At 71.1% G+C, this 26,964-nt stretch carries 28 protein-coding genes; 7 read left to right on the top strand and 21 right to left on the bottom strand.

The genetic code is table 11. The features are described 5' to 3' along the window. Positions 1-65: 65 nt before the first annotated feature. The 3 genes from NE236_RS02600 to NE236_RS02590 form a co-directional block, all read right to left on the bottom strand. Positions 66-311 carry a hypothetical protein gene (locus tag NE236_RS02600; protein ID WP_252840136.1) on the bottom strand — a complete coding sequence of 82 codons (246 nt, stop codon included), beginning with the start codon at positions 309-311 and terminating at the stop codon, positions 66-68. Between the two features lie 90 nt (positions 312-401). Next, on the bottom strand, positions 402-2,003 hold the full coding sequence (locus NE236_RS02595; RefSeq protein WP_252840135.1) for an FAD-dependent oxidoreductase: 1,602 nt from the start codon (positions 2,001-2,003) through the stop codon (positions 402-404). A gap of 303 nt (positions 2,004-2,306) precedes the next feature. Then, complete coding sequence (locus NE236_RS02590) at positions 2,307-3,167, bottom strand: haloalkane dehalogenase (protein ID WP_252840134.1); 861 nt, start codon at positions 3,165-3,167, stop codon at positions 2,307-2,309. Between the two features lie 142 nt (positions 3,168-3,309). Between NE236_RS02590 and NE236_RS02585 the strand changes: the two genes are divergently transcribed. Continuing rightward, positions 3,310-4,374: an ABC-2 transporter permease gene (locus tag NE236_RS02585; RefSeq protein ID WP_252840133.1), complete on the top strand. Its 1,065-nt coding sequence runs from the start codon at positions 3,310-3,312 to the stop codon at positions 4,372-4,374. 13 nt (positions 4,375-4,387) lie between these two features. Here NE236_RS02585 and NE236_RS02580 read toward each other — a convergent pair whose 3' ends face one another. Both NE236_RS02580 and NE236_RS02575 read right to left on the bottom strand, forming a co-directional pair. Next, a complete protein-coding gene (locus NE236_RS02580; protein ID WP_252840132.1) occupies positions 4,388-4,927 on the bottom strand; it encodes a MarR family winged helix-turn-helix transcriptional regulator in 540 nt (179 codons plus the stop codon). Continuing rightward, on the bottom strand, positions 4,924-6,405 hold the full coding sequence (locus tag NE236_RS02575) for an MFS transporter (protein ID WP_252840131.1): 1,482 nt from the start codon (positions 6,403-6,405) through the stop codon (positions 4,924-4,926). Before NE236_RS02575 ends, NE236_RS02580 begins: the two co-directional genes overlap by 4 nt. 496 nt (positions 6,406-6,901) lie before the next feature. On the opposite strand from NE236_RS02575, the gene NE236_RS02565 reads away from it, so the two are divergent. The 4 genes from NE236_RS02565 to NE236_RS02550 are packed head-to-tail and all read left to right on the top strand — an operon-like array spanning position 6,902 to position 10,531. Next, positions 6,902-7,831: an ABC transporter ATP-binding protein gene (locus NE236_RS02565; RefSeq protein ID WP_252840130.1), complete on the top strand. Its 930-nt coding sequence runs from the start codon at positions 6,902-6,904 to the stop codon at positions 7,829-7,831. After that, positions 7,828-8,643 carry an ABC transporter permease subunit gene (locus tag NE236_RS02560; RefSeq protein WP_252840129.1) on the top strand — a complete coding sequence of 272 codons (816 nt, stop codon included), beginning with the start codon at positions 7,828-7,830 and terminating at the stop codon, positions 8,641-8,643. Before NE236_RS02565 ends, NE236_RS02560 begins: the two co-directional genes overlap by 4 nt. A gap of 5 nt (positions 8,644-8,648) precedes the next feature. Next, positions 8,649-9,875, top strand: coding sequence for a sensor histidine kinase (locus NE236_RS02555; RefSeq protein WP_252840128.1), 1,227 nt, complete (start codon positions 8,649-8,651; stop codon positions 9,873-9,875). Next, a complete protein-coding gene (locus tag NE236_RS02550; RefSeq protein ID WP_252840127.1) occupies positions 9,872-10,531 on the top strand; it encodes a response regulator in 660 nt (219 codons plus the stop codon). The genes NE236_RS02555 and NE236_RS02550 overlap by 4 nt, the downstream gene beginning before the upstream one ends. Before the next feature lie 129 nt (positions 10,532-10,660). Here the strand turns inward: NE236_RS02550 and NE236_RS02545 are convergent, their stop codons facing one another. From NE236_RS02545 to NE236_RS02535, 3 genes are all read right to left on the bottom strand, one after another. Next, positions 10,661-11,446 carry a M14 family zinc carboxypeptidase gene (locus NE236_RS02545; protein WP_252840126.1) on the bottom strand — a complete coding sequence of 262 codons (786 nt, stop codon included), beginning with the start codon at positions 11,444-11,446 and terminating at the stop codon, positions 10,661-10,663. A gap of 100 nt (positions 11,447-11,546) precedes the next feature. Next, positions 11,547-12,434 carry an alkaline phosphatase family protein gene (locus NE236_RS02540; protein ID WP_252840125.1) on the bottom strand — a complete coding sequence of 296 codons (888 nt, stop codon included), beginning with the start codon at positions 12,432-12,434 and terminating at the stop codon, positions 11,547-11,549. Between the two features lie 61 nt (positions 12,435-12,495). Continuing rightward, entirely contained in the window at positions 12,496-12,873 is a 378-nt protein-coding gene (locus NE236_RS02535) for a BlaI/MecI/CopY family transcriptional regulator (protein WP_252840124.1), read from the bottom strand. Between the two features lie 100 nt (positions 12,874-12,973). Between NE236_RS02535 and NE236_RS02530 the strand changes: the two genes are divergently transcribed. Next, positions 12,974-14,002 carry a M56 family metallopeptidase gene (locus tag NE236_RS02530; protein ID WP_252840123.1) on the top strand — a complete coding sequence of 343 codons (1,029 nt, stop codon included), beginning with the start codon at positions 12,974-12,976 and terminating at the stop codon, positions 14,000-14,002. On the opposite strand, the gene NE236_RS02525 is transcribed toward NE236_RS02530, so the two are convergent. The 13 genes from NE236_RS02525 to NE236_RS02465 form a co-directional block, all read right to left on the bottom strand. Further along, on the bottom strand, positions 13,951-14,871 hold the full coding sequence (locus NE236_RS02525; protein ID WP_252840122.1) for an undecaprenyl-diphosphate phosphatase: 921 nt from the start codon (positions 14,869-14,871) through the stop codon (positions 13,951-13,953). The genes NE236_RS02530 and NE236_RS02525 overlap by 52 nt on opposite strands. 145 nt (positions 14,872-15,016) lie before the next feature. After that, positions 15,017-17,602 carry an ATP-binding protein gene (locus NE236_RS02520; RefSeq protein WP_252840121.1) on the bottom strand — a complete coding sequence of 862 codons (2,586 nt, stop codon included), beginning with the start codon at positions 17,600-17,602 and terminating at the stop codon, positions 15,017-15,019. A 137-nt stretch (positions 17,603-17,739) separates the two neighbouring features. After that, on the bottom strand, positions 17,740-18,081 hold the full coding sequence (locus tag NE236_RS02515; RefSeq protein ID WP_252840120.1) for a gas vesicle protein K: 342 nt from the start codon (positions 18,079-18,081) through the stop codon (positions 17,740-17,742). Further along, positions 18,078-18,326 (bottom strand): gas vesicle protein, encoded by a 249-nt coding sequence (locus NE236_RS44270; protein ID WP_252840119.1) that lies wholly within the window; start codon positions 18,324-18,326, stop codon positions 18,078-18,080. The genes NE236_RS02515 and NE236_RS44270 overlap by 4 nt, the downstream gene beginning before the upstream one ends. After that, complete coding sequence (locus NE236_RS02505; RefSeq protein WP_252840118.1) at positions 18,323-19,114, bottom strand: GvpL/GvpF family gas vesicle protein; 792 nt, start codon at positions 19,112-19,114, stop codon at positions 18,323-18,325. The genes NE236_RS44270 and NE236_RS02505 overlap by 4 nt, the downstream gene beginning before the upstream one ends. Continuing rightward, positions 19,107-19,526 (bottom strand): gas vesicle protein, encoded by a 420-nt coding sequence (locus NE236_RS02500; protein WP_252840117.1) that lies wholly within the window; start codon positions 19,524-19,526, stop codon positions 19,107-19,109. The genes NE236_RS02505 and NE236_RS02500 overlap by 8 nt, the downstream gene beginning before the upstream one ends. After that, positions 19,523-19,927, bottom strand: a complete 405-nt coding sequence (gvpO, locus tag NE236_RS44265; RefSeq protein ID WP_252840116.1) for a gas vesicle protein GvpO — start codon at positions 19,925-19,927, stop codon at positions 19,523-19,525. The genes NE236_RS02500 and gvpO overlap by 4 nt, the downstream gene beginning before the upstream one ends. Before the next feature lie 39 nt (positions 19,928-19,966). Next, complete coding sequence (locus tag NE236_RS02490; RefSeq protein ID WP_252840115.1) at positions 19,967-20,209, bottom strand: gas vesicle protein GvpG; 243 nt, start codon at positions 20,207-20,209, stop codon at positions 19,967-19,969. A 3-nt stretch (positions 20,210-20,212) separates the two neighbouring features. Beyond that, a complete protein-coding gene (locus tag NE236_RS02485; protein WP_252840114.1) occupies positions 20,213-21,001 on the bottom strand; it encodes a GvpL/GvpF family gas vesicle protein in 789 nt (262 codons plus the stop codon). Between the two features lies 1 nt (position 21,002). Continuing rightward, positions 21,003-21,365 carry a gas vesicle protein GvpJ gene (gene gvpJ / locus NE236_RS02480; RefSeq protein WP_252840113.1) on the bottom strand — a complete coding sequence of 121 codons (363 nt, stop codon included), beginning with the start codon at positions 21,363-21,365 and terminating at the stop codon, positions 21,003-21,005. A 59-nt stretch (positions 21,366-21,424) separates the two neighbouring features. Beyond that, entirely contained in the window at positions 21,425-22,699 is a 1,275-nt protein-coding gene (locus NE236_RS43220; protein ID WP_289849656.1) for an SRPBCC family protein, read from the bottom strand. A 5-nt stretch (positions 22,700-22,704) separates the two neighbouring features. Further along, positions 22,705-23,295: a hypothetical protein gene (locus tag NE236_RS02470; protein ID WP_252840112.1), complete on the bottom strand. Its 591-nt coding sequence runs from the start codon at positions 23,293-23,295 to the stop codon at positions 22,705-22,707. A gap of 241 nt (positions 23,296-23,536) precedes the next feature. Next, a complete protein-coding gene (locus NE236_RS02465; protein WP_252840111.1) occupies positions 23,537-25,810 on the bottom strand; it encodes an FdhF/YdeP family oxidoreductase in 2,274 nt (757 codons plus the stop codon). 350 nt (positions 25,811-26,160) lie between these two features. Between NE236_RS02465 and NE236_RS02460 the strand changes: the two genes are divergently transcribed. Next, positions 26,161-26,955 carry a DeoR/GlpR family DNA-binding transcription regulator gene (locus NE236_RS02460; protein ID WP_252840110.1) on the top strand — a complete coding sequence of 265 codons (795 nt, stop codon included), beginning with the start codon at positions 26,161-26,163 and terminating at the stop codon, positions 26,953-26,955. Positions 26,956-26,964: the final 9 nt, after the last annotated feature.

Raw genomic sequence — 26,964 nt, 5'->3', positions numbered from 1 at the left:
GCACCACCCTAATCTTCCCGGCCTCCGAGCCACGCGTCGCGGTCGCCCTCAGCCGAGCCGGTCGTTCAGGCTTCCTCGAGCGCCTCGCCCAAGCCCCGGACCAGCTTCCGATGCTGCTGGTCGGCCAGCAGGTGTCCGGTGCCGACGACCAGTGCGACGGGCCACTCCACCACCTCGAAGACGGCGAGGAGCCCGAGCCCGGCGTAATAGACCAGTCTCTCGGGCGGAGGCAGCGTCACCTGCCCCAGCATCGGCAGCCGCACAGGCCTGCCGAGACGCATTTCGACCTTCTCGATCGCCGACTCCACCATGGCACGGCACCTTCGGCTCAGCATCGCCGTGACCAGGACCTACCCGTTCCCCGGACCCTCATGCTCACGACCATGTGAGCGGCGGTCGTCTCAGTAGCCGATCACCTGGGGCCAGTGGAGCTCCACGCCGGAACGGACGAGCCGGTCCTGGTAGTCGGTCAGCAGCTCCTCCTTGTCGCGGACGGTGTGGGGCGTCGTGGACGTGTCCAGGCAGAACGCCGCGAGGGTCCCCGCCGCTTCGCCGATGTTCCACTCGACGGGGTGCAGTCGGTAGGCGCCGTTGCTGATGTGCGTCGTGCCGATGTTCTTGGCCGCCGCCAGCAGGTTGTCCATGCGGCGGGGAATCAGGGCGCCGAGCGGGATCTCGAACGGCGAGCAGGCCACGTCGATGTAGTTGTCGCCGCCGGTCGACGGGTGCAGGTCGATCCGGTACATGCCGATGCCGACCGAGTCCGGGTAGCGGACGGCACCCCTGTCGCCGCGTACGGCGAGGGACAGGTCCTGCTCGGGGATGGTGGAGAGGGCGCGGATGCGTCGCGACTCCCGGATGTACGGCGCCTGAGCGAGGCCGTCGGCGCCGCCGGTGACGTCGCCGCGCAGCCGCAGACCCGGGTATCCGGTTCCGCCGTCCGGCCGTGGCGCCTCGGTCTGCATCCAGTACAGCACCGATCGCGACAGCTCGCGTGCGGCCTCCAGGTGCCGATCGGCGTCCGGCACGTCGATGATCGAACCGTCGAGGTAGTCGATCATCGGCCAGTTCACCAGCGTGATGTCGCTGGCGTAGGCGCCGTCCTCGAAGTTGCGCCGCGCGGCGATCCGGCGGAAGGTCCACAGGTTCATGTCGCCGCCGACACGCTGCTGGTCGCCCAGCACGTCCATCGGGTCGTCGTCGGGGTTCGGGGTGAACGCCCGCTCGACCGTCTCGAGCGTGCGCGGCACCGGAGCCCGCCACGACAGCAGGCGATCCCCCCAGAACTCCGGCTGGTACTCCCGCCAGTAGCCGTAGGTCCTCGGCCGCTCGATGGTGTGGTCGCCGTCCACGTGGTCGATGGCGAAGCACACCGAGATGGCCTGCATGTTCTGCGGCTGGGCCTGCGCGGGGGCGCTCGGCTCCCCGGTGTCCGCCTGCGACTCGAAGCCGGTGACGTACTCGGTACCCGTCAGCGGCAGCAGTTCGCCGGTCTCGGTGGCGTCCAGCACGAACGGGGCGTGCACGGTCGTCCGTGCACCCGTGTCCCGGTGCGCCAGGGTGACGGCGGTCACGCGGTCGCCGTCGACGTCCGCCTCGGCCGGCCGGTACGGCTGAAGCACGCGCAGCCGGCCGGAGCCGCGGTACGGGGCGAGCATGGCGTCGATGACCGCGACGGCGACGCGGGGCTCGTGGCAGAGCCGGCTCACCCAGCCCGCGCCGGGGTTCAGCTCGCGCCAGGCGCGGGCTCGCCCGGTCAGGGGGTAGTGACCGCGGTAGTAGTCCCGGATCCCGTCGCGCAGCGCGCGGTAGCCGGCCGTGACGCCGAAGCGCTCGACCCACGTGTGCTCGTCCGGTGGCACCGCTTGGCTGGTGAGCTGTCCGCCCAGCCAGTCGTGCTCCTCGGTCAGCACCACCGAGCGGCCCGCCTTCAGTAGCGCCAGCGCGGCGGCGACACCGCCCAGACCTCCGCCCACCACCAGGGCATCGGCGTGAATCTCCATGGGGGAAGCTCCTACGAACGGCCGCCCGCCTGCTCGGCGGCGCCGTCGGAACAGGGGAAGGTCCGGGCGCGCAAGGCAGCAACATCAACAGGTGATGACATGTAAGTTATTAACGCCCAGCTTACCCGGTTCGTCACCGTGGGTTGACCGGCGCCGCCGAGCGGTGATCGACGCCGTGCCTCCCCTCCATCGCTCCGGCAGACGGGAGGGACGGAGAACAACCCGCCCTCCCCTGACCGGCCCGGGCACCCCAGCACCGCCCGGCGTCGGCGCCGCCCTCCCGCCCGGTCCGGGCCGGGCGTCTCACCGCAGGGCGTGCTTGTCCGCCCAGGCGGCGATGGCCGCGGCGATCGCCGCGGGCTGGTCCTCCTGGACGTGGTGACCGGCAGCCCCATTCCGGGAGATCTCCAGGTTCGCGATGTTGGCGGCGCACCAGTCGATGGCCTCCGGGCCGGTCATCGCTCCGGGACCGGGTTCGAAGGCGAGGAGAAGCTTGGGAACGTCGGTGCTCGCCGCCAGCCACTCGTCGTACCTCTCGACCCTGGCCACCACGTCGGCGGGCTGCCCGTCCAGCGGCATCGCCCGCGCCCACTGCAGCAGCGGCCGGCGGCTCTCCGGAGTGGGGTAGGGCTTTCGGTAGGTCTCGAACTCCTCCTCGCCGAGGGGATTGACGACGGTCTTGGGCAGCACCTGGTCGATGAACGCGTTCTGCTCGAGGATCAGGGCCTCCCCCACACCCGGAGCCTTGATCGTTTCGAACAGCGCGCGACCGGCCTCGGGGAACTCCTGTCCGTACATCGGCTTGAGGATCGTCTCGGCGAACGCGACGCCCCGTACGCGGTCGGGATGGCGGGCGGCCCAGTCGAAGGCCAGGGCACCGCCCCAGTCATGGCCGACCAGGACGACGCTCTCGAGACCGAGCGCGTCGAACCACGCGTCCAGGTATCGCGCGTGATCGTCGAAGGTGTACTCGATGTCCGGCTTACCCGAGTCACCCATGCCGATCAGGTCCGGCGCCAGCCGCCGGCCCGGGTCGCCGACCGCGGGCAGGATGTTCCGCCAGAGATACGACGACGTGGGGTTGCCGTGCAGGAAGACCATCGGGACCCCGGTTCCGACCTCGCGGTAGAAGATCGTGGAGTCGAGAACGCGCTGGGTGGGCATGGCAGGGCCTCTTTCATTGCGGGAGCGAGGTCGTTTCATCGACCTCAGTTAGTTGGCTAACTTACAGCTGCCGGACGCCGGTGTCCACCGCAGGGAACGGGGCAGGCGTTCCTTCGCGGACCCGGGTGCTTAGCGTGGTGGCATGTCCGAGACGTCGCCTCATGGCGCCCACGGCAGGCCGCCCACCGCCAGACAACGGTGGGCGGCGTTCGCGCGGTCACCCTTCCTGCCCGCGACCGTGCTGACCCTGATCATCGCGGCCGCCGCCGGGCTCTTCGCGGGCTCGTACACGTATTCCATGGCCAAACCCACTCCGCACGCGATCCCTGCGGCGGTCGTCGGGAACCATCACACGGCGCGCGGCGAGGCCTTCATCAGCAGGCTGGAGAAGGCGCTGAACGCCTCGGTGCGGATCTACCCGTTCGGCGGCCGGGCGGCGGCCGTGGAGGCGGTGGACGACCAGCAGGTGTTCGCCATCCTCGAGTTCGACGACTCCGGCCGGGCGGTGACCGTCGAGGTGGCTGGAGCCTCGGGCGCCTCGGTGGCCCAACTGCTCTCGGAGACGACGCCCCGCGTCGGGAAGGCGACGGGCGTCGCGGTCACGGTCCGGGACATCAAACCGCTACAGCGCGGCGATCCGCGGGGGCTGGCCGTCTTCTACATCTCGCTCGCCGCCGCGATCATCGGGTTCGTCGGGGCGATCCAGCTCAGCGTCCACGCGAAGGGGCTCGACCCGATCGAGCGGATCGTGTTCACAGTGGCGTACGCGGTGCTCGGCGGGTTCTCGATCGCCGCGGTGGTGGACTGGTTGCTCGGCGCCCTGCGCCTGCCCTTCGTCGAGTCCTGGCTGATCCTGACGTTCACCATGTTCACCTCGGGCATGGTGTTCACGATGTTCAACACCCTGTTCGGGCGTTGGGCGATGATCCCCACGTGGAGCCTGATGGTCCTGCTCGGCAACCCCTCGTCGGGGGGTGCGGTCTCCTGGGCCCTTCTCCCCTCCCCCCTGGGGACCATCGGCCGGTGGCTCCCTCCGGGTGCCTCGGTCAACGCCCAGCACACCGCCATCTACTTTCCCCACCACCAGCACGCCTTCCCGTTCCTCGTCCTGGCGGCCTGGTCCCTGCTGTCGTCCGCCGTCTTCTGGACCTGGCGCCGCCGCCATCCGGGAGGACGCGACAACGCCCCGGCGCACGCGGCCGAGTGATCCCCGGCCTTGATCACGCGGGCCGGTCGCGCGGCCGTCCGGCGTCCGGCGACCGGAGTCCGGCCATGATCCGGTCGAGGACCGCCAGGTCCTCTGGTGGCAGGGCGAGCAGGGAGCGCGGTGGCCGGGCCAGGATGCGTTCGGCCTGTTCGGCGGCTGCCACTCCGGCCGGAGTGAGAGTGACGATCTTGGAGCGGCGGTCGTCCGGGTGGACGCTGCGTTCGACGTAGCCGCGCCGCTCCAGGTCGTCGACGATCAGGGTGGTGTACGGCTTCTCGGTGGCCAGGCGGGCGGTCAGCTCTCGCATGGTCAGCGGGCCGGGCAGCAGGCGGCGCAGCGCCTTCGCGCGGAAGAAACTCATGCCGAGCGTTTCGGCGACCTCCTTGCGCCGGTCCTCCTGTTTCAGGACGAGTGAGCACATCGCCGCCCAGACGCGGGCGACCGCGTCCGGATCGGTTCCGGCCGAGGTCTCCGCGTCGCGGAGGACCGTGGAGCCGGAGACCGTGTCGCCATGGGCGGTGCTGCCGACCGCGCCGTTCGTCTCGTCGTTCATGCGGTCTCCGCCGTTTCCGTCGAGCCGTGAATGAGCCGCTCGGCCGTACGCTCGGCGGTCCGCCCGGCCCAGCGCCCGGTGGTGAGGATACCGAGCAGAAGTACGGCGACACCGCACGCCGCGACGATCCACCAGCCGACGTGGCTGGCGGGCGGCAGCCCGGTGCGAAGTGGTCCGTGCACGGCGGAGATGACCAGGGAGCCCACGACGGCGACGCCGAGCGACTGGCCGATCTGCCGGCTGGTGGAGGCGACGGCGGCGGCGACTCCCGCCTGGGTCCGCGGCATGCCGGAGACGGCGGTGTTGGTGATCGGGGCGTTGAGCATGCCGAAGCCGAGGCCGAACAGCACGTACGAGGCCATGAGCCGCCAGAGCGGGGTGTGGGCGGTGAGGTCTGTCAGCATCAGCGCGCTGAGACCCATGGCCGTACCGGCGATGAGCAGCGGCAGGCGCGGACCCGCGCTGCCCACGATCCGCCCGGACAGCGGCGCGCAGACCGCCGTCAGACCGGCCATCGGCAGGGTCAGCAGGCCGGCGTGGAGCGCCGTGTGGCCGAGGGCGTCCTGCAGGTAGAGGGTGTTGAGGAACAGGAAGCCGCCGAGTGCGGCGAAGCCGCAGATGGCGATGAGCGTCGCCCCCGCGAAGGGGATGCTGCGGAAGAAGCGCGGGTTGATCAGCGGTTCGGCGCGCCGCAGCTCGTACGGCACGAGGCAGGCCAGTGCCAGCGCGGCTCCCGTGAAGCAGCCCACGGTCTGCGCGGAGCTCCATCCGGCCGACGGCGCCTCGATGATTCCGTACGTCAGGCCGGCGAGCAGCGCGATGATCAGGATTTGACCGACCGGGTCCACCGGACGTGGCCGCGGAGCACGGGACTCGGGCACGAACAGCGCACACAGGACGAAGGCGATCAGGCCCATCGGGATGTTGATCCAGAAGATCGCCTGCCAGCCGACCGAGGCGACCAGCACACCGCCGATCAGCGGCCCCAGCGCCATGCTGAGCCCGACCACGCCGCCCCACACTCCGATGGCGCGCGCCCGTTCCCGGGGGTCGGTGAACGTGTTGGTGATGATGGACATCGCGACCGGGTTCAGCATGGAGCCGCCGACCGCCTGGAGGGCCCGCGCACCGACCAGCCAGCCAAGGCTCGGCGACAGCGAGCACAGCAGGGAACCGAGCGTGAACAGCATGAGGCCCGCCTGGAAGGTGCGGCGCCGGCCGATCCGATCCGCCGTGGAACCGGAGAGCATCAGCAGGCCGGCGAGCACGACCGTGTAGGCGTCGATGATCCACTGCAGGTCGGAGAGGGAGGCGTGGAGATCGCGGCGCATGGACGGCAGGGCGATGTTCACGATCGTGTTGTCCAGGCCGACGATGAACAGGCTCATGCAGCAGATCGCCAGGACGAGCAACCGCCAGCGAGGGCCCGGCGCCCTGGCGGCACCACCGCGAGCGGCAACACCTTCAATTATAGACACATAACTATTATATCGTCATAACTAAGTCAGGCTCGTCGGATCCAGAGATCGGATGAATATGCCCTCTATCGTGGACCCGAGAAGCGCTGACCAAGCCACGACGCCCGATGCAGCCGCAGGATCGGGCAGCATTCCGTGATTGACAGACGGCGTACGGCTGCTGGTTAAATGTCCGATGTATTTGCTCGGCCCTCCTGACTGCGCCGCTCACCGGTTGATGGCATGTGCACATAGTCGTCGGCGCCGGCCTCCAGCCCCACCACGACGTCCATCTCCGTCTCGCGAGCGGTCAGCATGACCAGTACGGACCCTGGCTGCGCGGCCCGGATCCGGCCGCACTCGCGGCCGACTCGCTCATGTCCATCCCGCGATGTAGCCGTACATCGGCCGATGGACGGCCGTGACCTGCGAGGTTCCTCCCCTGGGGCGACGACCGCACCAGGAGGCGCACCGTAGCGTTCTGACTGCGAAAACCGACGAACTCCAAGGGACGAACATGATCGAGGCCAGGGGCCTGACGAAACGTTACGGCGACAAGACGGCGGTGCACGACCTGTCGTTCACCGTCAGACCCGGGGTCGTCACCGGGTTCCTGGGCCCGAACGGCGCGGGCAAGTCCACGACGATGCGCATGATCCTCGGCCTGGACCGGCCCTCGTCCGGGTCGGTGACCGTCAACGGCCGCCCGTACGCCGGCCACCCGGCTCCGCTGCACGAGGTCGGCGCCCTGCTGGAGGCGAAGGCCATCCACACGGGCCGGACCGCCTACAACCACCTGCTGGCGCTGGCCGCCACGACCGGCATCCCGCGCGGCCGGGTCGACGAGGTCATCGACCTCGTGGGGCTGCGGGACGTCGCCCGCAAGCGCGCCGGCGGCTTCTCCCTCGGCATGGGACAGCGGCTCGGGATCGCGTCCGCGCTGCTGGGCGACCCCAAGACGCTGATCCTCGACGAGCCGGTCAACGGCCTGGACCCCGAGGGCATCCTGTGGATCCGCAACCTGCTCAAGGACCTGGCCGCCGAGGGCCGGGCGATCTTCGTCTCCTCCCATCTGATGAGCGAGATGGCCCTGACCGCCGAGCACCTCATCGTCATCGGCCGGGGCAGGCTCATCGCCGACACGTCGGTCACCGAGTTCATCGAGCGGGCCTCGACGGGGCGGGTCAAGGTCCGTTCGCCCCAGGCGTCCCGGCTGCGCGAGCTGCTGGCGGGGCCTGACGTCACGGTCGCGAACACCGAGGAGGGCACTCTGGTCGTCAGCGGGCTGACCAGCGACCAGATCGGCCAGATCGCCTCGGACAACGGCGTCACCCTCTTCGAACTCGCTCCGCAGCAGGCCTCACTGGAAGAGGCGTTCATGGAGCTGACCGGCGACTCCGTGGAGTACCGGGCCCCCGCCCTCAGCGCAGAAAGGCGAGCGGCATGACCACCGCCACCACCGCCGTCCGGACCGGCAAGGTCACCCAGACGCGGGTGCTGAACTCCGAGTGGATCAAACTCCGGACCCTTCGCTCCACCTTCTGGACGCTGTTCGGCGCGGTCGTCGCCACCATCGGCCTCGGCATGCTCTTCAGCTGGGGCTTCGCCAGCCGGCTCAGCGACCATTCCCACCCGATCGGGGACGCCGCGACGATGGCGGTGACCGTGCCGCTGCGGCCGTACGTCATCGCCCAGCTCGCCGTGGGAGTGCTCGGCGTCATGGTGATCACCGGTGAGTACTCCACCGGCATGATCCGCGCCACGCTGTCCGCCGTCCCCGGCAGGCTGCCCGTGCTGTGGGCCAAGGCCGCGGTGTTCAGTGTGGTCGTCCTGGTGCTCATGGAGATCGTGTCCTTCCTGACCTTCTTCGGCGGCGAGGCGATCCTGTCCTCCCAGCACGTGCAGGCCACGCTCTCCTCGCCCCAGGCGCTGCGCATCGTCACCGGTGTCGGGCTCTACCTCACGGTCGTCGGCCTGCTGGGCACCGCGCTCGGCACCATCATCCGGAGCACCGCCGGGGCCATCGCCGCGCTGTTCGGCATCCTGCTGGTGCTGCCGGTCCTCGGCGAAGTGCTCAACCTCACCTCGTGGGGCAAGCACATCACGCCCTACCTGCCGAGCAACGCCGGCGGTGACCTGCTCACCAACGCCCCCGACCCCGGTTCCCTCGGTCCGTGGACCGGGTTCGGGGTCTTCGTCCTCTACACCGCCATCGCGATGGCCGTGGCGGCGTATCTGCTCAAGCGGAGGGACGCCTGACCCTCATGGCCGAATCGCCTGAGGCCGGCCCCGGCGCGCCCATCGCGCGCCGGGGCTCCCGCGCGTACGCGTTCGCCCGCCGGCATCCCGCCGCCGTCGACGGCGCGTTCGCGCTCGCCCTGCTCCTCATCGGGGTGCCTCATCTGATCAAGGAACCGCCGAACCACCTCCTCCTCGGCTGGGCGCTGCAGATCGCGCTCCTCGTGCCGCTGATCTGGCGACGCCGCGCCCCGTTCGCCGCCTTCACGGTGGTCGCCGCGCTGGCGTTCGCGCAGTGGCTCGGCGGAGTGCTCCTGTCGACCGGTGACCTCGCCGTGCTCATCGCGCTGTACTCGGTCGCCGCCCACTCGACGGTGCGCCGGCTGCTCGTGGCGGCGGGCGTCGTGGAGGTCGGGGTCGCGCTGGCCACCGACCAGTGGGTGCCCCGGGTCCACCTACTAAAGGCCTTCGTACTGTTGTCCGGCATGACCACGGCCGCCGCCGTCATCGGGCTGAACATACGGACCCGCCGTGCCTACCTCGCGTCGCTGGAGGACCGTGCCGCCCGCCTCGAGAAAGAACGGGACCAGCAGTCCCGGATCGTCGCCGCCGAGGAACGTGCGAGGATCGCCCGCGACGTCCACGACATCGTCACCCACAGCCTCTCGGTCATGGTCGCCCTCACTGACGGCGCCGCCTACACCCTGCCCACGTCACCCGAACGGGCCGCCGACGCCGTGTCCAAGGCGTCGGAGATCGGCCGCCAGGCCATCTCCGAGATGCAGCGCGTCCTGGACGTGCTCCGCCAGGACGCGCCGTCTTCCGCCCGGCTGAGGCGCCCGCAGCCCGGACTCGCTCAGCTGGACGGGTTGCTCACCGAGGTCCGCGCCGCCGGCCTCCCAGTGGAGTTCGTGGTCACCGGGCAGCCGCCGGACATGGCCTCCGGCGCCGAACTCGCCATCTACCGTCTCGTCCAGGAGGCGCTCACCAACGTGCGGAAGCACACTCCGCCGGGAACGACGGCACGGGTACGAGTCGGGTACACCACCGCCGACGTGGAGGTCGAGATCACCGACAACGGACGGCCCGCCGTCGGCGTGCCCTCGGGACCACAGCGCACCGGACACGGCATCGCCGGGATGCGCGAGCGCGTCGCGGTGTACGGCGGCCGGTTCGAGGCCGGTCCACTGCAGGGCGGTGGCTGGCGGGTCTACGCTCGCTTCGAGCCGGCCCAGCTGGAAAGCACCCAATGATCAAGGTTCTCCTCGTCGACGACCAGCCTCTGCTGCGCATGGGCTTCCGGCTGGTGCTGGAGGCCCATCCCGACATCACCGTCGTCGGAGAGGCCGGCGACGGCGCCGAGGCTCTCGCCCAGGTGGCCTCGTCGGCCCCGGACGTGGTGCTGATGGACGTGCGGATGCCGGGCATGGACGGCATCGAGGCCACCGAACGGATCGCGCGCGACCACGCGGGTTCACGGGTCCTCATCCTCACGACGTTCGAGATGGACGAGTACGCCTTCGCCGCGCTGCACGCCGGTGCGGCCGGTTTCCTGCTCAAGAACGTCCAGCCCGCCGAACTGATCGCGGGCATCCGCACGGTCGCGGCGGGTGACAGCGTCGTGGCACCGCGCCTGACCCGGCTGCTCATCGAGACCTTCACCCGCCGGCACGCAGCACGACCGGGCCCGGCCGACGACCCCCGGCTCGACCGGCTCACCGACCGCGAGCGCGAAGTACTGATCGAGATCGCCAAGGGCCGTTCCAACGCGGAGATCGCGACGGAACTCGGCCTGTCCGAAGCGACCGTCAAGACGCACGTGAGCCGCATCCTGCCCAAGCTCGGCCTCCGCGACCGCGTCCAAGCCGTCGTGCTGGCCTACCAGACCGGGCTGATCCGGCCCTCATGACGCCGGCATCCGGTTGCCGGCCGGCGATCCGGCGAGACTCTCATCCCTACGCAGGGAACTCCGCGGCAAGCGGACCGATGCCGGCGGCCAAATGACGGCAAAACGACGTCGGCGACGTGGTATCCCTGGTCAGGGTCCCGTGATCGCCCGGATGGCCGCGACGTAGCGGCGCACCGCCGACGGGGACAGTGATCCGGCCGGCAGCTCGACGACGAACGCGCTGTCGGGGACCACGGTGTTCTCCCAGCCGGTGGCACTGCCCGGGTAGTCGGTCAGTACCCGCACCGGGAGCCCCACCTGGCCGGCGAAGCGCCGCTCGATCGCCTTCGGACCCTCTGAGATGTCGACCACGGCCATGTGCTGGTGGAACCAGATTCCCACGGTCGGCCTGATCCGGTGGATCAGGGCGGCGGCGATCTTCGACTCCGGCTCCGACAGGGGCCGGGGGCCGGCGAAGTACTCCGAGCCCGTCGGCCCGAGAGACCGCCAGCGCAGGGGGAAGTTCCGGTTGAGGTCGACCCCGTGGGCGTTGCCGCGCGTACGGGCGGCGGCCCCGTCCGGGTTGAGCACCGGCACCACCCACAGGTCGGTGTGGGCGGGAGGGGGACCGTCGATGAGCGCACGTGCGACCGCCACCCCCGCCGGTTCGTTCCCGTGGACGCAGCCCACCACCAGCACCTTCCGCGGGCTCGACGGATCGCCGGACTCCACCGCGACGATCGGGCGACCACGGACCGAACCGCCGAGCGGAACGGTACGGCGGATCGTCGCGGACGAGGGCGCGCCGCGGGCGTGGTGACGGGTCATCGCCGTGTCACGGGGCACCGTGCAGGCGCACGGAGGCAGCAGCGCCAGAGTGCACGCGACCAGCCACCACCGGCAGCCGGCCTGCGACACCGGTCGCCGGCCTCTCATCACGGTCGCCTCACCATCCGGCGCACGTCGCCCGTCGGAGAGATGGGAGGGCAACACCTCCCTACCCGGAAGTACCGTCGGAAGACCTCCGCCTTCGGTTTCACTTCCGGGCGGTCGTCCACACGTCGGTGATGGGACTCCGCGAGGCGCTCATGCCGGCATGGGACAGTCCGTAGGCGTCCTCGATGGTCCGCAGCACGCTGTAGTGATCGATCTTCTCGGGGTACACCCCGGGCTTGACGGACGCTCCGGCGAACATGGTGGCGATCTTGTTGCCGGGTGAGCCGTCATTCTCGTCGAAGGTCACGATGAGCATGCTGTCGTGGGTTCCCGCCCACCGGACATACCCGTCCAGATTCGCCCGGACCCAGGAGTCTCCCGTCTTCACGGAGCAGTTGTGCATGTCATCGCACATGTCGGGGATGACGAAGGACACTGTGGGCAGCGCGGAGTAATCAGCGGGGAAGTCGGCGAACGACCGGCTCACCGTGTCCGGCAGGTCGGGGAAGTTCGCCCACGGCGCGTGCTTGCGGGCATACCGGCCACTGGTGCAGGCGGACCGGTCGAACGCCGGCAGTCCCTCGGCGAAGCCGGCGAAGGTCAGCCTGGCCGTGGCCAGCTCCGAGGCGAGGTTAACGCCCGAGTAGGAGTGCGGGCACGAGTCGTCGGTCAGACCTTGCGTCGACCCGGAGAACAGCGCCAGGTAGTTCGGCTGGCTGGGGTGACGGACCGCGTAGGAGCTCGTGAACAGCGCGCCGGAGCGGGCCAGCGACGTCAGGTACGGCGCTTCACGGGCGCCGATCACCTGACTGTCGGACTTGTTCTCCAGCACGACCACGACCACGTGCGCGAATCGCGGCACCGGGTCGGCCGTCGGGCGCGGGGCCGCCGCCTGGGTGGTCCCGCCCCCGCCGCAGCCGCCCGTCAGGTACGCGGCGAGGGTCACCACCGCGAGGAGCAGGGTGGAGCGGACACTCCGAACCTTCACGACGGGCCTCCGATGCGGGGGGACGCTCCTACTACTCAGATAGTAGTCATCGTCCGGTGCCTCACTCGGCGTTCTCCTGACGCAGCAGTCGTTGAAGCAGCACTTCGTCCTCGGGGGCCAGGTCGGAGACGAAGCGGGCCAGCACGGCCGCCCGGTCGCGGCGGCGGCGCAGCAGGTCGTGCATTGCGGTGGCCGTGTGGGCCGCCTCGTCGACGTTCGGCGAGTACACGAATCCGCGTCCCGCGCGCGTGCGGGTCGCCAGGCCTTTACGGTGCAGCCGGGCGAGGGTCGTCATCACCGTGGTGTAGGCCGGGTTGTCGGGAAGCACGGCCTGCACGTCGGCGGGGCTCATCGGCCGGCCGCCGTGCCAGAGGGCGGCCAGCACGGCGTCCTCCAGCATGCCGGCGGGCCGCCGCCCCGGCTCACTCTCGTTGCTCACGTCCTGCTCCATGCACCCAAGGTATTACCTCGATAGTAGATGAGACGGATACGGCGGCCCACCGCTCGGAGGCCCCGCGCGCCCGCCCATAATGAACGGCATGGTCGTCGACGTATGGATGCCGCTGCTGGTTCCCCTGCTCGCGGTGCCCCTCGTCCGCCTCCTGGTGGATCGGCTTCCACCCCGGCCGGCCTCATGGCTGCTCGCCGCCACCGGCGCCGTGCTGTCCGGCTGCACCACGCTCGCCCTCTGCCTGCTGGTCGGCGCGGGCCTCGTCCGGCTTCGGTTCGTGGCGGCCGCCGAGCATCTGTCCCCTCTCCTACTGCGGCGGATGTCACCGATCCCCGTACCACTGGCGTGCGCGGCCGGCCTGGCCCTGGCCGTGACGCTCGCCCTCGCCATCGGGACGCTCCACCGGCGGCTCGGCGCCCTCAGACTGGCCAGGAAGACCGCCCGTGCCCGGCCCGGCACTCTGGCCGTCCTCCCGGACGATCTCCCGGACGCCTACGCCGTACCCGGCCGCCCGGGCAGCGTGGTGGTCACCACCGGCATGCTCCGGGCCCTGGACGCACGCGAACGGGAGGCGCTGCTCGCCCACGAACGCGCACATCTGTCCGGCCGCCACCACTGGTTCACCCTGGCGATGGACGTGGCGGCCGTCCTGCATCCGGCGCTGCTCGCGCTCCGTACGCCCCTGCGCTATCACCTCGAGCGCTGGGCCGACGAGTCGGCGGCGTGCAGGTGCGGGGACCGGCGCCTCGTGGCCCGCGCGATCGCGCGGGCCGCGCTGGCGCGGAAACGCGCGGGCTCCCCCGCCCCTGCGGGCGGGGCGGTGCTGTCCGCGACCGCCGGTCCCGTCCCCCGGCGCGTGGCGGCGCTGTTGGAGGCGCCGCCGAGGCGCTCTCGGCTGCTCCCCGGCGTGGCGGCGGCTCTGGCCGCCTGCCTGACACTGTCCGGCGCGGGGGCGCTGGACGCCGCCACCGATCTGCACGGGAGCCTGGAGGCCGTGGAGACCCACCACGCGCACGAAGGCCATCGGCGCGCTCACCGCCCGCGGCGTCTGGAAGCGCGGGCGTCTCAGCGAACCCCGAGCCAGACCAGACTGGCGAGCCCGGCCACGGCGCAGTAGACGGCGAAGGGCGTCAGCGTCCGGGTCTCGAAGTACCGCGTGAGGAAACGCACCGACAGGTAGGCGCCGGTGCCCGACAGCACGCTGCCGACCAGGACCTGGCCGTGGATGCCGTTGCCGAGCGGGCCGGTCAGGTCGGGGATCTTCAGGAGCCCCGCGGCGAGGATCACCGGGGTGGCCAGCAGGAACGAGAACCGGGCGGCGTCTTCGTGCGACAGCCCCCGCAGCAGGCCCGCGACCATCGTGACACCCGACCGGCTGATGCCGGGCAGCAGCGCGAGGATCTCCGCCGCGCCGATGCTCATGCCCCGGCCGAAGCTCAGCCGGGCCAGGCGCTGGTCCGACGCGAGGGCCAGATCGGTCGCCGTGCTCCCCACCGATGCCGCGACGGCCCGGTCCGCGGCGCGCGACTCACGGCGGCGCAGCCGCTCCCCCGCGTACAGGACCCCTCCGTTGAGGATGAGGAAGATCGCGGCGGGGACCGGTTTGCCGAGAACGGTCCGGAACGCGTGCTCCACCAGGAGTCCCACGATGCCGACCGGGATGGTCGCGACGATGATCAGCCAGGCCAGCCTCTGGTCCGGGGTCTCGATGCGGCGATCGCGCAGCGAGGTCAGGAAGCCTCCGATGATGCGGATCCAGTCTCGCCAGAAGAAGGCCAGCAGCGCGATCGCGGTCGCCACGTGCAGGCCGACGATGAAGGCCAGGTAGGGCGATTCGGGGGTCGAGACGTTCAGATCCCGCGCCCACCGGCCGCCGACCAGGGCCGGGATCAGGACGCTGTGCCCGAGGCTGGACACCGGGAACAACTCCGCCACGCCCTGGAACAACCCGACCACGATGGCCTCGGTATACGTCAGATGAGACACCCGCACCCCTACGACTCGGCGATCAACTACTAGCGCGATAGTTACTACTACACGAATCGTAGCGAAGTGCGGTCTCCGGGATTTTCACCGCCGTGGCGAGTCGGTCCTGGAAGGGACCGACCGTACGGCTCAGTGCCCGTCGTCCCTACGTACGGCCGGGCAGGTCGTCGAGGCGGGCGGTGACGTCGGCGGCCTCGGGCGAGCCCGCGGCGGCGAACAGCGCCCGGGCGCGGGTCCACGCGTCCCTGGCGGCGTCGATGTCACCACCGGCGCGCAGGACCGTTCCCAGCGCGTCCAGCGCCCGGCCCTGCCAGAGCGGGGTACGGATCTCCGCGCAGATCTCGGCGGCCTCGTCGAGGACGGCCGCCGCCCGCTCATGGTCGCCCTCGCCGGCGTGGCACCTGCCCAGGACGGTCAAGATCCGGGCACCGAGCAGACGCTCGCCCGCCCCCCGGGCGGCCGTCAGGGACTCGTCCAGCAGCGCACGGGCCCGCGCGAACTCGCCTCGGTGGAGCAGGATCTCGCCGAGGCCGCACAGCGCGGCGGCCCCGCCCTGCGGGTCGCGGATCTCATCGGCGATCTCGGCGAGCCGGGTGAACACCTGCTCGGCCTCCTCCAACTCCCGCCGGGCGAGGTGAAACTGGCCGAGCTGGTAGAGGAGCTGCGGGTGACTACGGTCTCCGGCGGCTCCGCCGAGGAGTTCCCGCGCGGCGTCGAGGTACGGCCGGGCGAGGTCCGGGCGGGCGAGCTCGAGGTGGATCTGGCTGATGCAGCGCAGGCAGATGATCACGGCGCCGTGGTCCCCCGCGCGCCGTAGCCCGGCGAGGGCCTCCTCGTAGCGGGGCAGCGCCCGGTCGTAGCGACCGTGCATGTGGTCGATGTACGCCGTCATGGTGAGGCACAGAGCGCGGCCGTGCTCCTCGTCGACCTCCTCGAAGATCCTGATCGCCGAGCCCAGGATCTCCTCGGCGTGCGCGTAGCGCTGGCGGGCCACGTCGAGGTGGGCGAGGCCGGTCAGGACGAACGCCTCCCCCCGGCGGTTCCCGGCGCGGCGGGTCACGGTCAGGGCTGTCTCCGCCGTGGTGCGCCATTCGTCGTGGTGGGCGAGCGTCTCGAAGACGGCCCAGAGACTGCACGCCAGGTCCCAGCAGAGTTCGTCCATCTCCAGCCGGGCCGCCTGGCCGATCGTGGCGAGCAGGCTGAGTCGTTCGCTCTCGTACCAGGTCAGCGGATCGTCGCAGAGCTCCAGAGGGGGCGGCCGGCGAGGGGCGGAGCCATGAAGGACGGCGTAGTCGCCGCCGAACAGCCGGATGTGCGCCTGTTCGGCCAGCGCCAGCCAGCCTCCGAACGCCCGCGTGAGCGCGGCCCGCCGATCGGGCTCATCGTCCTGGCCCTCGGCGAGCTCGCGGGCGTACACCCGGACGAGGTCGTGGAACCGGTAGCGCACGGCGGAGCCTTCGCCGCTCAGCACGTCGAGCAGCCGCGCGTCCAGCAGCTGGTCGAGATGGCGCTCCGCCCGTCCGGGCGCGAGGTCGAGAAGGGCGTCCGCGGTCCACGAGGCGAAGTCCGGCGCGTCGAGCAGGCCGAGGAGGCGGAACAACCGCTGCGCGTCCGCGTCCAGTCCCGCGTGGCTCAAGGACAGGCCGGCTCGTACGGCGAGGTCGCCGACGGCGAGTTCGTCCAAGCGGGACCGTTCGTCGCGCAGCCGCCGCGTCAGATCCGTCAGCCGCCAGTGCGGCCGGGTCCGCAGCCTGGCTCCGCAGATCCGGACCGCGAGCGGCAGCCCGCCGCACAGCACCGCGATCTCCAGGGCCGCCTCCGGCTCGGCCGCGACCCGATCGGCTCCGGCGATGCGGGCGAGGAGCTCGACCGCCGGTTCGGCGTCGAAGACGTCGAGGTCGAGCTGGTAGACGCCCTCCAGCCCGGCCAGGCGCCGCCGGCTCGTCAGCAGCACGGCGCAGCTCGGCGTTCCGGGCAGCAGCGGCCGCACCTGGGTCTCGTCGGCCGCGTTGTCGAGCACGACGAGAAGGCGCCGCGCCGCCAGCAGGCTGCGGTACACGGCGGCACGTTCGTCCACCGTGTCGGGGATCTTCTGGCCGTCCACGCCGAGTGCGCGGAGGAAGCGGGCCAGGACGTCGGCCGGGTCGAGCGGAGCGTCGTAACCGCGGAGGTCGACGTAGAGCCGTCCGTCGGGGAACGCGTCCTCGACCGCGTGCCCCACGTGCACGGCCAGCGTCGTCTTGCCGACGCCGGCCATGCCGGCGATCGCCGAGATGGCGATCGTCCTGGCCTCCCCGCGGACCAGCAGCCGGGTCAGCTCCCGCACGGGGACCTCGCGGCCGGAGAAGTCACCGGCGTCGGGCGGAAGCTGGGCCGGCCGGGGTGGCGCCCCATACGCGGGGGGCGCTTCGGCGGGCCAGGCCGGAGCGACCGCCTCGGCCTCCGCGACCGCGAGCCGCCTGCGGGCGGTCAGCCAGGGGGCCGGGTCGACGCCGCACGCGCGCACGAACACCGCCACGAACTCCTCGCGAGGCAGGGTGTCACGCTGGAGCGCCGTGGCGATCGTGCTGTACGGGAGGGGCATCCCCTGCAACCCGCTGCGCTTCTCCACCTGCCGGTAGGTCAGCCCGGACCAGACTCGCAGTCGCCGTAACCGCGCGGTGAAGTCCTGCGCCGTCCAGGCTTCGCTCGGATCCGGAAACGCGTCGTCCTCAGCGTCCTGCGCCGCCAAGAGGTCTCCCTGCCGTCGATTCGGCCCACGACCGGCATGAGCCCGGGCTCGCGAGGAATCCGGCCCTCTGTCTACATGATCTTCGAACGCCGCGTCACGCGATTTCCCCATCTGCGCGGCCCCGGCGATCTCGCCCGTCAGTCGCCGTCCGTGGGCAGGAGGGTGCCGAGGGGCCCGAGGTCGAGGTTGAGGTCGGACATCGACAGGCCGAACCGGTCGCACAGCTCCTCCATGGCCTCCTCCAGGCGCATCAGCGTCACGCCGATCTCCTCGACCTGTTCGTCGGACAGGTCGCCCTGGTCGACCCGGCGGATGCACTGGCGCTCGACCAGCTGCCGCACGAGTTCGACGACGGTGAGGACCAGTTGCGCCAGGTCGTGCTGGACGGTCTCGGAGTCTGCCTCGATGCGCCGGCCCCCGGCGCGCTCGGGGCGGGCGGCGTCCGGGTCGTGCGGGCGGACGTGGATGGGCTCGTTCACGGTGTCACCGTCCCCGGGCCTTCCGGCCGCCGCGGCGCGATGATGTCGTCGCCGCCGACCGAGCCGATCAGCACCCGGAGCGAGATCCGTACGAGGTCGACGTCGGCGATGGACAGGGTCAGGTCGCCGCTGATGACGACGCCGCCGGCCAGCAGGCGGTCCAGGAGGTCGACGAGCGCCACGCGCTGTGCCGGGACGCCGCTTCGTGCGGCCGGCGGACGCCCGGTGGAGCGGTCGACCGTCACGCGGTCCCTCCCGCTCCGGATTCGCTGATCGTGAAGGAGTACGGCGCCCACGGCCCGGTGAGCTGCACCTCCAGCTCGGGTTCGCGCAGCGCGGCGACGGCTGCGGCGAACTCCTCACCCCGCTCGTCGTCGACGAGGTACGCGCCGTTCAGCACCATCCAGTCGTCGCGGCCGGACAGCTGGGGGTCCTGCGCCCGGTGGTGCCGGCGCGCCACCGCGATCCCGGCCAGGACGGAGTCGATCCGCTCGGCGCGCGAGACCGCCCGGCGCCACGCCTCCTCGCGCGTGCGCAGGTTCGTCCGGCGCCGCTTCAGATACGCGGTCCCGGGGCGCCCCGCGGCGCTGTCCGGCGGGTCGGCCGTCCCGGCGTCGTCGGGCGAGCCGCGCTGGGCGGCCGCGTAGATCTTCACGCCCCACTCCCGGCGTCCGGTCACCCGGGCGAGCACCTCGGCGAACTCCTCGGCGCGTTCGCGCAGGAGACGGCGTATCTGCTCGTCGCCCCGGTAGACGGTCACGAGCCGTACGGGCGCGACCGGGCCCGTCTCCGCCACCGCCTCCACCACCTGGTGGTGGGCGCGCGCGGTGGCCTCCAGCCACGCCAGGTCCTCCAGGTTCCGCTTCAGGGCGTCCTCACCGAACTGCGCGAGCGGCACCGTCCCGACGTACGCGACGAGCCCCGCCTCCGCGATCGTCCGCACCGGCGCGCCGAGCAGCCCCGTCAGACCCGGCGGCAGTTCGGCCCCGATGTCCCGGGCGATGGCGTACAGGTACGTTCCCGTGTCAGTCACGTCGCCGCTCCGGGTCGGTGCGCCGGCGCTCCGGGTCCGAACGGCCGGACGGCTCCTCACGCGGTGCCTCGACGGCCCGCCGGCCGCGCCGCCCCTCCTCCAGGTCGGCGACCCGTTCCCGCAGCCGGCGGTTCTCCTCCTCCAGGCCGCGCCGGTCGCCCGTCAGCCACGGGTCGTGCTCCCACCAGTCGATCCCCAGCTCCCGCGCGGTCTCCACCGACACGATCAGCAACCGCAGCTTGATGGTGAGCAGCTCGATGTCGAGGAGGTTCACCTGGATGTCGCCGGCGATCACGATGCCCTTGTCGAGGACGCGCTCGAGGATGTCGCCGAGGTTGGCGGGCTCGCGGCCGCCGCTCTGCCCCGCGCCGTACGGGGAGACGTACCCGCCCCGTGGTTCGCCCGGTGTCATGACGCCTCGCTGCGGCCCCGCGGGTACCGCTGGACCCTGCGGTACGAGGTGAGGTTCCCCTCGTCGTCGATCTCGACCTCGTACAGTGCGAGCGTGTCCGAGGAGGAGGGGATGCGGCGGGCCTCGAGCAGTTCCACGCCGGCGACCCAGCCTCCATCCGCCGGCCGTACGGACGTCACGCCCTCCGCGCTCTTGGCGGTGAGCGCGGTGATCTCCCGGAGCGCGGCCGCGGCCGCCTCCGCCGCGGAAAGCCGCCTGGACGCGCCCGCGCGCCGGCGCCTCGGCTCCGATTCGTCCTCTTCGTATTCGGCGTCCTCGTACTCGGCCTCATAGTCCTCGTCGAGGTCGTCTTCGAGCCGCCCACGCGCACGTTCCGGCCGGTCTCTGCGGCTGGCGGACACGATTTCTCCCTTCCGGCGGAGCGGCCTGCCGGAACCCCCCTACGGGGCGCCGGTGGCCTGGCCGCCGATCAGACGGCCGAGGACCTCCTGCTGCGCCTCGGCCTCTTCCTCCTCGGAGATGAGACCGGACTGCCGCTGCCGCTCGATCTCCTCCAGCTGGGCACGGATCGCCATCGGGCTCGTGAGCTCCTGCTCGACCTGCCGCTGGATCAGCTCACCCAACGTGACCACGCCCCGCACGGGAAGGAACGGCAACGTGAGGATCGACGAGATCAGGCCCACGGCTCAGGCTCCCGCTCTGGGGGTGATGACGAAGTCGTACGGCGCCATGGGACCGAGCAGGCGAAGGTTCACGCGGCCCTGCCACTCCTGGGCGAGCTCCTCCACCGCCTTCTCGAACTCCGACCGCTGCGCGGTCTCGACGAGGAAGGCCGCCTGGACGGCGTCCTCCTGGTGCGTCGGCTCCCGCAGGGCGTTCGCCACGGCGTGGCCGGCCAGCGCCTGGACGGCCCGTTGGGTGTCGGCCTCGCGCTTGGCGGCGATCGCCTGGTTGATGAGCTCGCCGAGCCGGATCCGGGCGTCGTGGGTCAGCTCTTCGGGCCGGTCGCGGATCTCCTCGCGGAGGCGGGCGGCCTCGGGGTTCTCCTCGATGATCTCCCGGAGGAGGACGCGCTCCTCATAACGGCCCTTCAGGATGTACTCGACACGTCCCTCGATCTCATTGAGCGCGGCGAGGAACTGATCGTGGTTGGCGGCCAGAAGCTCCTCCTCGACCGCCTCCCGGCTCGTGAGCACCGCGCCGAAGCGCAGCGGGAGCACCGGCACCTCCACGGCGGCGTCGTCCAGGAGCCGCTGATGCGCGGTGAGCTCCTCCGGCCGACCGATCGGGGTGCCGAGCTCGATCTCGCTGACGAGGGCGGCGATCTCCCCGTGGCGCACCAGGTCGACGTCGCGTTCCTGGATGCCGTGGGCGTCGGGGGTCAGCTCGACGTCTCCTGGAAGGATGCCGTACACGTAGCAGCCGACGTCGCGCTCCTCCTGGGCGCGGGCCTCGTGGGTCTGCTCAGCCGCCATCTCACTCCTCCTCCTGCCGGCGGCGCCGGCGCACGGCCCGTTCGGCGTCGTCGTCGCCCACGAAATCGCGGAGCTTCTCGCCGACGCCCTCGATGGCACCCCGGGTCTTGTGCTTGGCGCCGCCCTCCTGCATGTCCTTGACCAGCCCGGGGATCCCCTGCTCCTCGGTCTGGGTCAGGTCCAGGCGGTTGGCCGCCTCGGCGAACTGCAGGTAGGTCTCGACGCTGGCGATGACGATGCGCGCGTCGATGGCCAGCACCTCGATGCCGACGAGCGACACCCGGACGTAGGCGTCGATGACCAGACCCTTGTCCAGGATCGTGTCGATGACGTCGGCCAGGCCGCCCCCTGAAGAGCGCCCCATGCCACCCCCGCCCGCCGGTTGTACTGCCGTGGTCATCGTCCCCCCAATGGTTCCGTCGGTCAGCCACGGCGCTCGCGGCGTGCCGAGCGGTCGGGCCGGTCCCCTCGCCCGGCCTCGCCCCTCCGCCGCCCGGAACTCACGGTCTCGCGGCGTCTGGGCTCCTCTTCCTCACCGGGCTCTCCCTCCTCTTCCTCTCCCTCATCCTCTTCGTACTCGTCCTCGTACTCGGGCTCCTCCTCGCCCTCGAGTTCGGCTTCGCCTTCGCGCTCGCGTTCCGGCTCTTCCTCGCCCTCGTACTCGCCGGTCTCCTCGCGTTCGCGCTCCTCTGGCCGGCCCCCGGCCTCCTTCTCCTCCCGCAGCGCGGTCTCGTGGTCCTTGACGACCTCACCGTCCCTGATCTCGCCGCGCCATCCCTCGATCTCGTCCGGGCGCAGGACCGCCTGCGTCATGACGTGCCGCCGGAAGTGCTTGAACTCCAGCCGCGCGCGGCGTCCCTGGGCGCGCCACAGGTTGCCCGTATGCTCGAAGAGGCCCTGGGGGTGGTACTCCAGTACGAGCGCGATGCGGGTCATCGCCGGGCCGATCTCGCTGAACGCCACGGCACCGTCCACGTAGCCCTTGGGCCCCCGGGAGCGCCAGACGATCCGCTGGTCGGGGATCTGCTCGGTGATCGTCGACTCCCAGTTTCGGTGCGACCAGAAGATCTGCGCCTTCCAGCGGACCTTCTCGTCGGCCTCCTGGTGGACGTCCTCGACCTTCTTGGTGAACGACGGGAAGTCCTCGAACTGGGTCCACTGGTTGTACGCCAGCCGCACGGGCACGCCCACGTCGAGCGTCTCGACGATGTTGATGACCTTGAGCTTCTTACCCTTGCCGCCCTTCCCGCGGAACTTCTGCTCCAGCTTGGTCTTGGTGAACGCCTTCAGAGCGTTGAAACCGGGGGCGAGCCTGTCCTTGAGCGACGCCTTGCCATCGCCCCCACCGCCTCCGGCCAGCGCGGACAGCAGACGGCCGCCCCCGCCCTTGGTCACGGCCGACAGCAGACCACCGCCCCTGCCTTTGGTCACGGCGGACAGCAGGCCCCCGCCGGCCCCTCCCGTCACGGCGGACAGAAGGCCGCCCTCGCCGTGCTCGGAGTAGTCACCGAGCCGGTCCGCGGCTCCCTCGATCCTGTCGACCAGGGACAGCGCGGCCCGCGTGCCCATCGCGGTGAGCAGGCTCTGCAGCTCACCCACCAACCGGTCGGCGTGCAGGTCCTTCAGCAGGTCGCCGCCGGGGAGTCGCTCGGTGACCTCCTCGAGCGGCTTGGTCACCGACCTTGTCGCCTGTGTCATGGCGCTCACCTCCGGGTCCGCCGGACGGGCGACCGTCCCGGCACGCCGAGCCGGGAGCCCCGGCGCGGCCGGTCGGTCTCCTCGTCGGGCTCCTCATCGGGTTCCGCCCCGCGCGAGCGCCGTACGGCGCGCGGCCGGTCGGCGTCCTCGTCCTCGGAGTCCTCCCGCGGGGCACGCGGCCGACGGTCGGCGGCGGGCCGGCGCCTCGGCCGTTCCTCGGGCTCTTCGTCGCGGCGCTCGTCCTCGTAGTCCTCTTCTTCCTCGCCCCGCGTGCCACCGGGCACCTGCGGCTTGAGGAGGGCGTCGGTCCGCCGCTGGAGGCGATCGCTGAGCGCGTCGATCTGGCTGCTGGCCGCGGTGACGGCCGCGGCCTTGCCGGCCTCGACGAGGCGGCCGCGAACGGTGTCGGTCAGGGCCTTGACCTCGGGAGAGGCGCTGAGCAGCTTGGTGCCCTGCTTGACCAGACCCGCCGGGTTCTTGCCGATGCGTCCTGAGGCCCCTGCCGCTGCGAGCGTCAACGCGAGCTTCATCTTGCGTCTGCGGCCCATCAGATAGCCCGCGCCGACGGCGATGGCGATCCGCAGTCCGTCCTTCATGATCGTGTCCCCCTTTAGCGCCCGCAGCCGGAGCGGGTGCCGTGCCCCCATCCGCCCCTGCCGACCCGCCGATATCGGCCGTCCCCCGACCGCCGATATCGTCGATATCAAGCGCAAATACGATCAATTCATACGCCTAACACGCCTCGCCCTACCCTCGGCATTGTCGGCAAAACCACGGCGCGAGGGATCTTCGCGGCATTTCAGGAGCGGGCTGCGGAGGGCCCCGGGCCCGTACGCGTCACCCCACCGGCTCCAGCCGGACGATCACCGACTTCGACGTGGGGGTGTTGCTGACGTCGGCCGTGCTGTCCAGCGGGACCAGGACGTTCGTCTCGGGGAAGTAGGCCGCCGCGCAGCCCCGTGCCGTCGGGTACCCGATGACGCGGAAGCGCGGCGCCCGGCGTTCCACGCCGTCGGCCCACTCACCGACCAGGTCCACCAAGGCGCCGTCGGCGATCCCGAACGCCTCCAGGTCGGCCGGGTGGACGAACACCACCCGGCGCCCCGCGCGGACGCCGCGGTAGCGATCGTCCAAGCCGTAGATTGTCGTGTTGTACTGGTCGTGACTGCGGAGCGTCTGCAACAGCAGGCGCCCCTCGGGCACCCGAAGCACCTCCAGGGGGTTCACCGTCAGCCGCGCCTTCCCCGACGCGGTGGGGAACCGCCGCTCGTCGCGCGGGGCGTGCGGCAGCGTGAACCCGCCCGGCCGCCGGACGCGGGCGTTGAAGTCGGCGAAACCCGGGACGACGCGCGCGATGCGGTCCCGGATCAGGTCGTAGTCGTCCTCCAGAGCAGCCCAGTCGATCCCCGATCCGGGCAGGACCGCCCGGGCCAGGCGGCACACGATCGCCACCTCCGACAGCAGGTGCGGCGACGCGGGCCGCAACCGGCCCCGCGAGGCGTGCACCATCCCCATCGAGTCCTCGACGGAGACGAACTGCGGGCCGCTTCCCCGCACGTCCTGCTCCGTGCGTCCCAGCGTCGGCAGGATCAGCGCCTGCTCCCCCACGACCGCGTGCGAGCGGTTGAGCTTGGTCGAGACCTGCACGGTGAGCCGGCAGGCGCGCATCGCCGCCTCGGTCACCGCCGAGTCCGGGGCCGCCCGGACGAAGTTGCCGCCCATGCCGAAGAACACCCTGATCCGGCCCTCCCGCATCGCCCGGATCGCTTCGACCGTGTCGACGCCGTGCTCACGAGGCGGCTCGAATCCGAACTCGGCGGCGAGCGCGTCCAGGAACGCCGGGGCGGGCTTCTCGTTGATGCCCATCGTGCGGTCGCCCTGGACGTTGGAGTGGCCGCGCACCGGGCACACTCCGGCGCCGGTACGGCCGATGTTGCCGCGCAGCAGCAGGAAGTTCACGACCTCGCGGATCGTCGGCACCGAGTTCTTGTGCTGGGTCAGCCCCATCGCCCAGCACACGACGATCCGGTCGGCCCTCAGCACCTCGGCGAGCGTCTCGTCGATCCGCTCCCGCGACAGCCCGGTCGCCTCCAGGACCTGCTCCCAGTCCAGCGTGCGCAGGTGGGCCGCGAGCTCGTCGAAGCCGCTCGTGCAGGCGGCCAGGAACTCGTGGTCGACCGCGTCGCGCTCCACCAGCAGCCGGTTCAGGGCCTGGAAGAGCGCCAGGTCGCCATTCACCCGGATCTGCAGGAACAGGTCGGCCAGCGGTGTGCCCGACCCCACCAGCCCCGACGCCTTCTGCGGGTTCTTGAAGCGGATCAGTCCCGCCTCCGGCAGCGGATTGACCGCCACGATCCGGGCGCCGGCCTTCTTGGCGTGCTCCAGGGCGGTCAGCATCCGCGGATGGTTCGTCCCCGGGTTCTGCCCGACCACGAAGATGAGGTCGGCGCGGTGCAGGTCCTCCAAGAGCACCGAGCCCTTGCCGACGCCGATCGTCTCGGTCAGCGCCGACCCGGACGACTCGTGGCACATGTTGGAGCAGTCCGGCAGGTTGTTGGTGCCGAACGCGCGGACGAAGAGCTGGTAGAGGAACGCGGCTTCATTGCTCGTACGGCCCGAGGTGTAGAAGACGGCCTCGTCCGGCGCGGACAGCGCGGTCAGCTCGGCCGCCACCAGCCCGAGCGCCTCGTCCCAGGACACGGGCTCGTAGTGGTCGCGGCCCGCGCGCTTGAGCATCGGCTCGGTGAGCCGGCCCTGGCGCCCAAGCCAGTGGTCGCTCCGCCCCGCCAGCTCCGACGCCGGATGGGCGGCGAAGAACTCCCGCGTCACCCGCCGGGTCGTCGCCTCCTCCGCGACGGCCTTGGCACCGTTCTCGCAGAACTCCGCGACATGCCGGTGGTCGCCTTCCGGCCAGGCGCAGCCGGGACAGTCGAACCCGTCCTTCTGGTTGACCCGGAGCAGCGTCAGCGCGGTACGACGCGGCCCCATCTCGCGAAGCGAGGCGCCGAGCCCGGCGCGTACGCCCGGGAGGCCGGCAGCCGCGCGCTCCGGTGGCGTGACCTCCATCCGCGTGTCGTCGGCATCGTCGTCCGCAGGGCTGCGCCAGGGCATCGCTGTTCTCCTGTTCCCGGGTAGGCGCCCGTCCGGGTCAAGAATGACACCTCGGGCCCCTGAGCGCCGTCCGGGCGTCGAGCGACAATGGCGGGCGCCTGCGCGAGCACCTCCCAAAAGACACACCTTTTGATGTGAAGTTATAGCGACAAAACGTTATCGGCGGCGCAAGGTCCCGTCCACTGGATGCCGAAGTAACCACTCAAACCCGTCTGAAGTGCGAGTCCATCAATGACGCGTCAAGGTCTTGACGTCGGCAACGCGGATGTAACAGGATCTCTCCACCTCAGTTCGAGATGAGAAGACCTCGGCTTTCAGTGTTATGTCGTGGTGATGCGGAGAGGGACCTGATGGACGGAAGCGGAGCCCGCCACAGCAGACGTGGCCCGGCCGGGCGGCAAGAGATGATCGCGGACCATGTTCTGACGCATGGCTCGGCCACGGCCGCCGAACTGGCCGAGCGGTTCGAGGTCAGCCTCATGACGATCCACCGCGACCTCGACGAGCTGGAGCGCCAAGGCGTCGTCCGCAAGTTCCACGGCGGGGTCACCGCCCAGCCCTCGGCGGTGTTCGAGAGCAACGTCACCTACCGGATGAAGGCGACGCTGGCGGAGAAGGATGCGATCGCCGCACGCGCGGCGGAGCTGATCGAGCCCGGCATGGCGGTGATGCTGGACGACTCGACGACGACCCTCGCCCTCGCCCGGAGGCTGGAGGGGATCACCCCGCTCACCGTGGTGACCAATTTCCTCGAGGGGCTTCACCTGCTGTCCCGGTTCCGCGGCATCCGGCTCATGGCCCTCGGCGGCGACTACGACGCGCTGCACAACTCCTTCCTCGGGGTGTCCTGCCAGGAGGCGATCGAGTCGTTGCAGGTCGACCTGTGCTTCGTGTCGACCTCCGCCGTCTCCGGCGCGTACGCCTACCACCAGGAGCAGCACATCGTCTCGGTCAAGCGCGCCATGCTCGCCAGCGCCGCCCGCAGCGTGCTCCTGCTCGACCACACCAAGCTCGGCCGGACCGCCCTCCACCGGCTCGCGCCACTGACCGCCTTCGACCGCGTGATCGTCGACGACGGCGCGTCATCGGAGGCGCTCCGGGAGCTCGACGAGCAGAAGGTCGCGTACGAGGTGGTCGCCCCGTGAACGCCCGAC

Origin of the sequence: Actinoallomurus purpureus, assembly GCF_024055795.1 — a bacterium.
In the GTDB taxonomy this organism is placed as follows: Bacteria; Actinomycetota; Actinomycetes; order Streptosporangiales; family Streptosporangiaceae; genus Actinoallomurus; species Actinoallomurus purpureus.
This window is presented reverse-complemented; position numbering and strand designations above follow the sequence as displayed.

Excerpts from the sequence above, each read along its gene's own strand:
- NE236_RS02600 (WP_252840136.1), bottom strand. The coding sequence starts at position 311 with ATGGTGGAGTCGGCGATCGAGAAGGTCGAAATGCGTCTCGGCAGGCCT.
- NE236_RS02595 (WP_252840135.1), bottom strand. The coding sequence starts at position 2,003 with ATGGAGATTCACGCCGATGCCCTGGTGGTGGGCGGAGGTCTGGGCGGT.
- NE236_RS02590 (WP_252840134.1), bottom strand. The coding sequence starts at position 3,167 with ATGCCCACCCAGCGCGTTCTCGACTCCACGATCTTCTACCGCGAGGTC.
- NE236_RS02585 (WP_252840133.1), top strand. The coding sequence starts at position 3,310 with ATGTCCGAGACGTCGCCTCATGGCGCCCACGGCAGGCCGCCCACCGCC.
- NE236_RS02580 (WP_252840132.1), bottom strand. The coding sequence starts at position 4,927 with ATGAACGACGAGACGAACGGCGCGGTCGGCAGCACCGCCCATGGCGAC.
- NE236_RS02565 (WP_252840130.1), top strand. The coding sequence starts at position 6,902 with ATGATCGAGGCCAGGGGCCTGACGAAACGTTACGGCGACAAGACGGCG.
- NE236_RS02560 (WP_252840129.1), top strand. The coding sequence starts at position 7,828 with ATGACCACCGCCACCACCGCCGTCCGGACCGGCAAGGTCACCCAGACG.
- NE236_RS02555 (WP_252840128.1), top strand. The coding sequence starts at position 8,649 with ATGGCCGAATCGCCTGAGGCCGGCCCCGGCGCGCCCATCGCGCGCCGG.
- NE236_RS02550 (WP_252840127.1), top strand. The coding sequence starts at position 9,872 with ATGATCAAGGTTCTCCTCGTCGACGACCAGCCTCTGCTGCGCATGGGC.
- NE236_RS02545 (WP_252840126.1), bottom strand. The coding sequence starts at position 11,446 with ATGAGAGGCCGGCGACCGGTGTCGCAGGCCGGCTGCCGGTGGTGGCTG.
- NE236_RS02530 (WP_252840123.1), top strand. The coding sequence starts at position 12,974 with ATGGTCGTCGACGTATGGATGCCGCTGCTGGTTCCCCTGCTCGCGGTG.
- NE236_RS02500 (WP_252840117.1), bottom strand. The coding sequence starts at position 19,526 with ATGACACCGGGCGAACCACGGGGCGGGTACGTCTCCCCGTACGGCGCG.
- NE236_RS02485 (WP_252840114.1), bottom strand. The coding sequence starts at position 21,001 with ATGGCGGCTGAGCAGACCCACGAGGCCCGCGCCCAGGAGGAGCGCGAC.
- gvpJ (WP_252840113.1), bottom strand. The coding sequence starts at position 21,365 with ATGGGGCGCTCTTCAGGGGGCGGCCTGGCCGACGTCATCGACACGATC.
- NE236_RS43220 (WP_289849656.1), bottom strand. The coding sequence starts at position 22,699 with ATGACACAGGCGACAAGGTCGGTGACCAAGCCGCTCGAGGAGGTCACC.
- NE236_RS02470 (WP_252840112.1), bottom strand. The coding sequence starts at position 23,295 with ATGAAGGACGGACTGCGGATCGCCATCGCCGTCGGCGCGGGCTATCTG.
- NE236_RS02465 (WP_252840111.1), bottom strand. The coding sequence starts at position 25,810 with ATGCCCTGGCGCAGCCCTGCGGACGACGATGCCGACGACACGCGGATG.
- NE236_RS02460 (WP_252840110.1), top strand. The coding sequence starts at position 26,161 with ATGGACGGAAGCGGAGCCCGCCACAGCAGACGTGGCCCGGCCGGGCGG.